Here is a 5,228-nt window from a genome sequence, read left to right on the forward strand (position 1 = left end):
CGATATCTGACCTTCACCCCTTTTGACCCGGGAGCGGACGTTCTCAACATCAGGCCGGGGTGGAAAACGACATAACCCTAAGAGCGAACTTCGGCCCGATACAGGTGAGTTTCATTGCGCAGGGTGATCTCGCCCAGCGGCGCTAGCGAGTTCTCGAGCTCGGCTAGTAGCCGATCACATCGATCGGCCCCCATCGCGTTGTAATATGAGCGCGTGCGCAGTTGGCTCACGAAGGCGTGGGCCGTCACCTGCTCCGACCAAGCGTACGCCCGATGGGTCACGGGACCGAAGCGGCCGGAAGCATCGAAAAGAGCGCGCACAGGTCCTTCGGGAAGGTACCAAGCCTCAGGCAAATGCCCCCAAAGTTCGGGCGCCATTTCGGCGTAGATCGGTTCGGCTATCGCCAGGACGTCGGCCGATGGCGGCATGGGAACGTGCCCGAAGACGGCGAGCGATCCACCCGGCCCAAGGGCATACGCCGCCTTTGCAAACCCAACGACGGGGTCGATCCAGTGCCAGGCCTGAGCCGAAGCCACCAATCGGAAGCTGGCCGGATCCGGATCGAACTGCTCGAACTGCGCGATGTGGAACCTCACGCGGTCCCCAAGGCTCGCCTGCGCCAGGCTGATCAACTCGGCGCCTGGGTCCAGGGCCACGATGTCCCAGCCGAAGTCGAGCAAGCCGCGCGTGGCCTGGCCACTTCCGCATCCCACCTCGAGTGCTCGGTGGCCGACACCTCCAGCCGCTTCGGTGAGGTCCGCAAAGAGCGCGTCAGGATAAGCTGGACGCCAGGCATGGTATTCGGCCGCGACCGCGTCGAACATGTTCTTCTCATCGGTCATCGACGCGAGCACCTGTGAGGTAGGCGCTTACGTAACAACGGCAGCCCTGCGTCAGCAACGGCTCCGATCCTGTCACGGAAGAACGCCGGGGGAGGCGACCTTCGACGCTGGTTTGCGAATGTCCGCTTCCGGCACCGATCCCAATGTCGGCTTCTGGCGCAGGGCCGGCGTTCGCCGTCACACGGGATCCCATCAACAGATGGCCACGCCCGTCGCGCGCTCATCAGCGCGTATGGGTCTCACCCTGGGCGATCTCGGACAGCAGCCAGTCCCGGAAGGCTCTGACTTTCCGGCGCCGCAGGGCCTCGGGCGGATAGACCAGGTAGAAGCTCGAGTAGGCCTTCAGCGCATGACCGAACGGACGGACAAGCCGGCCTGCGGCCAGATCCCCGGCCACAAGCATGGTCCGGCCGAGCGCCACGCCTTCGCCCTGCACCGCCGCCTCGACCGCGAAGGTGTAGGAATCGAAGGTAAGGCCGCTGTTTGCGTCGACGCCCGTGACCCCCGCGCTGGCGAGCCACGTCGACCACCCGATCGGATAGGCGTCACGGATGAGAGTGTGGCGCCTGAGATCCTCGGGCGTGCGCAGAGGGTCAGGGCCCTCCAATAGCCGGGGGCTGCAGACCGGGAAAACCTCTTCGTCCGTCAGGAGCTCAGCGGTCAGGCCCGGATAGTTCCCGTCGCCATAGCGGATCGCGATATCGATGCCGTCGCCCAGGAAATTGGTCAGCGTCCCGGTCGTCGTGACCCTGACGTTGATGTCGTCGTGGGCCCGGCGGAAGCGGTAGAGGCGCGGCACCAGCCACTTGCCGGCGAAACCATCGGAGGTGCTGACATCCAGCGTCGATTCCGAATGCCGCGCCGTCACCGCCGCGGTCGCCTGAGCGAGTTGGTCGAGTGTCTCGCGGACCGAACGTGCGTAGGGCTCGCCGACCGCCGTCAGCCGCACCGACCGTGTCCCGCGCTCGAACAGCATCACGCCTAGCTGCTCCTCTAGGTTCTTGACGGCGCGGCTGATGGCGCCGTGCGTCACGTGAAGTTCCTCGGCCGCCTTCGTGAAGCTCAACAGGCGGGCCGCAGCCTCGAAGCTCGGCAACGGGGAGAGCGGCGGCAGCTTGCGGGGCATAGCTCACGCATGAGTTCTGATCACAAATGAACGTCCATTAGTAGTTTGTCTGGGAGCCCACAAGGCTCGAATATCACTGACATTGTCGCTCATTTCCCGACGCTCTGGTGCAAGTCGGGATGTGAGTGTCGTTCTTGCAATGCCGTGTTTGCCGGCCCATCAGAACAGCTGGAGATCGCCATGCTGAAGATATTCCACCTCCCCGGATCCCGATCGGATCGCCTCGTCTGGCTGGCCGAAGAGATGGGCCTGCCTTATGAGCTGAAACTCGAGACCTTCGGGCAATTCTCAGACGATTTCGTCGAAGCCAACCCCGCGCGCGCGTTGCCGGCCATCCGGGACGGCGGGGTGGCTATGGGGGAATCCATCGCCATCATGCAGTACATGATGGGCGCCTACGGGCCGACGCCGTTGGAACTGAAGCCGGGGGCTCCCCGGTACGCCGACTACCTGCAGTTCCTGGTCTTCGGGGAGGGGTCGATGGCGGCCTTTCTCAATCCGGTCTTCATCACCCTCTTCACGGCGCCCGAGGATCAGAAGCAGAACTTCACGCTGAAGGTGGCGAAGGACCTGTTCCGTGGACGCCTGAGGTCGCTGGACTCGCAACTGGCTAAGGGCGACTACCTCGCGGGCGAATTCACGGCCGCCGACATCTCGGTCGGCTGGTCGCTGGATGTGGCGGCCGGGATCGGATTGGACGCGGACTATTCCCCGGCGGTTAACGGTTATCGTGAGCGGCTTCACGCTCGCCCGGCCTACCGGAACGCCATCTCGCGATAGGCTCCCGCGCGGCGTCCAAGGCGCAGCGGCAATGCCCGCAAGGGTTGGAGCTTCACACGGCGGGGTACGTCCAGCGAATGTCTACTTTATGCGGAACACCCAACGACCGCTGCTGGCGCGTTGCTGTCATCACGCAGGCGGGTCAGTAGACGTTGTCGAAGGCCCATCCGGTGAGGCCCAGGAACACCAGGCCGGCCTCGCGGACAGGCCCCGTCTCCGGAGTCCAACGCTTCAGATAGCGGTACTGGCCGCGATCGTTTGCCTCGATGAGCCAGTTAGACCCGTCGACGCCCTCCAAACATCCGATCGGGGGTTGCGCGAAGAGCTGGCCTGCCTCGACGACACGACGCACCTCCCCGACCTCGGGGGCGGTGAGTTGACGGTCCGCGACCTTGATCGGGCCGCCCGGGCTGTAGCCTCCGTGACCCGACAGCTGCTTGGCGCGGAGCCGCATGCCGCCGCCAGACGTCTCGTCCACGCGGACGATCACCGGGGCATCGAAGCTCCGCAGCCAGGTGAAGCGGTAGGTGAGGGCCTGCCGGGCCGTAGTGGATCGCGAGGCGAGGTAGAGGGACGGCTCCTGGGCGGCCCGCCAGTGCTGCGGGTACCAGGCGTCCTCCACGTCATCGATCATCAAGGTCCGGCCACCCCCCATTTCGGGATGGCGTTCGGCCACGCATGAGACGTGTGTCGTCCTGTACGCGGGCGAGAAGTACGCCTGCGGGGGAAGCCAATCGAGCCACCCCTCGGCCGCGGCGGCCACGACCATCGTCATCGCGATCACGACCAATGCTGTCGGAAACGCGACTGCAGGGATGCGGATGTCCCCAACGGGCGTTGTCGGTGGGGGCCAGTTCGGAACCCGGTTCGAACGCGGCGTTGCGTGGGTTCGTGTGCCTCTGAGCAGGGTGCTGTCGACGAGAGCGCGTGCGGGTGGCGTTCGGCCAGGAAGTGAACGCCCCCAGACGTAGCCTGTCGTGGCGCCGCTGAGCGCCGAGAAGGCGATAAACTCGAGCGGCGTGCTGGCGCCGACGAGCGCCAGAAGCGCCCAGACTACACCTGCGCCGGCGAGGCCGCCGATGGCGGCGTAGGTTCCTTGGCCTTCCAGGGCTAGCCGGCGCAACGCCCATCTGGCGGGGATTCCGACGATAAGCGTCGCGATCGACACGAGGCCGGTGGCCAGGGCTACTACAATCCCGATCTGGATGGGCAGCGGCAGCGCGTCTGGGGCTCGCCAGGGATCGGACAGCGCGGGGATGACGAGGAGGAGCGATGGGACCGAAGCCGCTGCCATCGTTCCCGCGAGCACGGCCCTGAACAGCGCTCCTGCCATGGCCAAGCCTTAAACCAGCCGAGATACATTTCAACGTCTGCAACGGGGTCGGACCCGGACGTAGCAGGGGCAGAGTGATCAAACGTCCGCTTCCCGCACCGATCTCAAGGTCCGGTCATGGCGCCGGGCGGTCATTTCGCCCGGCCTGGCACCGACGCGTGAGAGCGGCCCCCTCCAAGGTCGGTGCGGGGTGGAAGGCGGGCATTGCTTCCGTGCCATGGCGCCGCGCGCTAGCTTCACCTTATGGACGCATTTGATTGGCTCGCAGAATGGTACGAGGCGCAGTGCGATGGGGACTGGGAGCACAGCTTCGGCCCCGAGATAGGTACGATCGACAACCCTGGCTGGTCAGTGAAGATTGACTTGGCGAGCACGGATTGCGACGGGCGAACAATGGAGCCGCAATCGCACAACTACGAGCACGCAACCGACTGGTGGACCTGCTCGGTAAAAGACAATGTCTTCTATGGATATGGCGGCCCATGCCAATTGCGCTCGCTGCTGGAAGCGTTCAGGGACTGGGCGTTAGCTGATTAGCTGCCGTTCTGGGGTCTCCAACGGGTCTGCTCCGGCATCTGCACCCGTCCGGTTATGCGGACCTGCCGCGCTAACCCCACATCGGACGCCATGGACGGCCGTGGAGGGTGGAGTGGCGAAGTTGGATGTCGCGCCCATATCCTCGACTGCGAACTCCAGGGAACAGCCGCCTTCAAGCGTTTGTAGAGACACCATAGCCAAGCTTCACATGTTCATGGCGGGGTGCAAGGAATGTCGGCTCCCGACCGGTTGCGGCTGTTCGCGAGACAGGTGAAGCTGGGCCATGGCTGCTCAGATCTTTTCGCGACCGCTCTTCGCAGCATTCTTCGCGACATTCGCGATTTTCGCCGTTGTCGGGCTCGTCATGTTCCTCGCGCGTGCGCCGTTCGACCTCGTGAAGACATGGTTGGAGGTGGCCTACCCAGTCACCTGGGCCGCGATTTGGTTCTATCTTTGGCGGCGCGAGAACGCGCGTTCAAAGAGGTAGTTCGCAGCGGACTGTGGCTGAAGTGCTCGGCCACATATGTCCTGTCGGTCGAAGACCGCTTCCCACCCCGGCCTGATGTTGAGAACGGCCGCTCCCGGGTCAAAAGGGTGAAGGTCAGATATC

Annotated in this window: 6 protein-coding genes; 3 read left to right on the forward strand and 3 right to left on the reverse strand. The window is 64.5% G+C overall.

The window, feature by feature from the left end; all coding sequences use genetic code 11:
• Positions 1–77: 77 nt before the first annotated feature.
• Positions 78–842 (reverse strand): class I SAM-dependent methyltransferase, encoded by a 765-nt coding sequence (locus tag ACODSY_RS25980; protein ID WP_488954803.1) that lies wholly within the window; start codon positions 840–842, stop codon positions 78–80.
• Positions 843–1,065: 223 nt separating this feature from the next.
• Positions 1,066–1,968: a transcriptional regulator GcvA gene (locus ACODSY_RS25985; protein WP_488954804.1), complete on the reverse strand. Its 903-nt coding sequence runs from the start codon at positions 1,966–1,968 to the stop codon at positions 1,066–1,068.
• Between the two features lie 180 nt (positions 1,969–2,148).
• On the opposite strand from ACODSY_RS25985, the gene ACODSY_RS25990 reads away from it, so the two are divergent.
• Positions 2,149–2,748: a glutathione S-transferase family protein gene (locus ACODSY_RS25990; RefSeq protein WP_488954805.1), complete on the forward strand. Its 600-nt coding sequence runs from the start codon at positions 2,149–2,151 to the stop codon at positions 2,746–2,748.
• A gap of 142 nt (positions 2,749–2,890) precedes the next feature.
• Here the strand turns inward: ACODSY_RS25990 and ACODSY_RS25995 are convergent, their stop codons facing one another.
• Positions 2,891–4,081 (reverse strand): hypothetical protein, encoded by a 1,191-nt coding sequence (locus ACODSY_RS25995; protein WP_488954806.1) that lies wholly within the window; start codon positions 4,079–4,081, stop codon positions 2,891–2,893.
• A gap of 243 nt (positions 4,082–4,324) precedes the next feature.
• Here ACODSY_RS25995 and ACODSY_RS26000 point away from each other — a divergent pair, with 243 nt between their 5' ends.
• Both ACODSY_RS26000 and ACODSY_RS26005 read left to right on the forward strand, forming a co-directional pair.
• A complete protein-coding gene (locus ACODSY_RS26000) occupies positions 4,325–4,618 on the forward strand; it encodes an immunity 53 family protein (RefSeq protein ID WP_488954807.1) in 294 nt (97 codons plus the stop codon).
• Positions 4,619–4,901: 283 nt separating this feature from the next.
• A complete protein-coding gene (locus ACODSY_RS26005) occupies positions 4,902–5,105 on the forward strand; it encodes a hypothetical protein (RefSeq protein ID WP_488954808.1) in 204 nt (67 codons plus the stop codon).
• Positions 5,106–5,228 lie beyond the last annotated feature (123 nt).

Source organism: Phenylobacterium sp. FG114 (genome assembly GCF_057809855.1).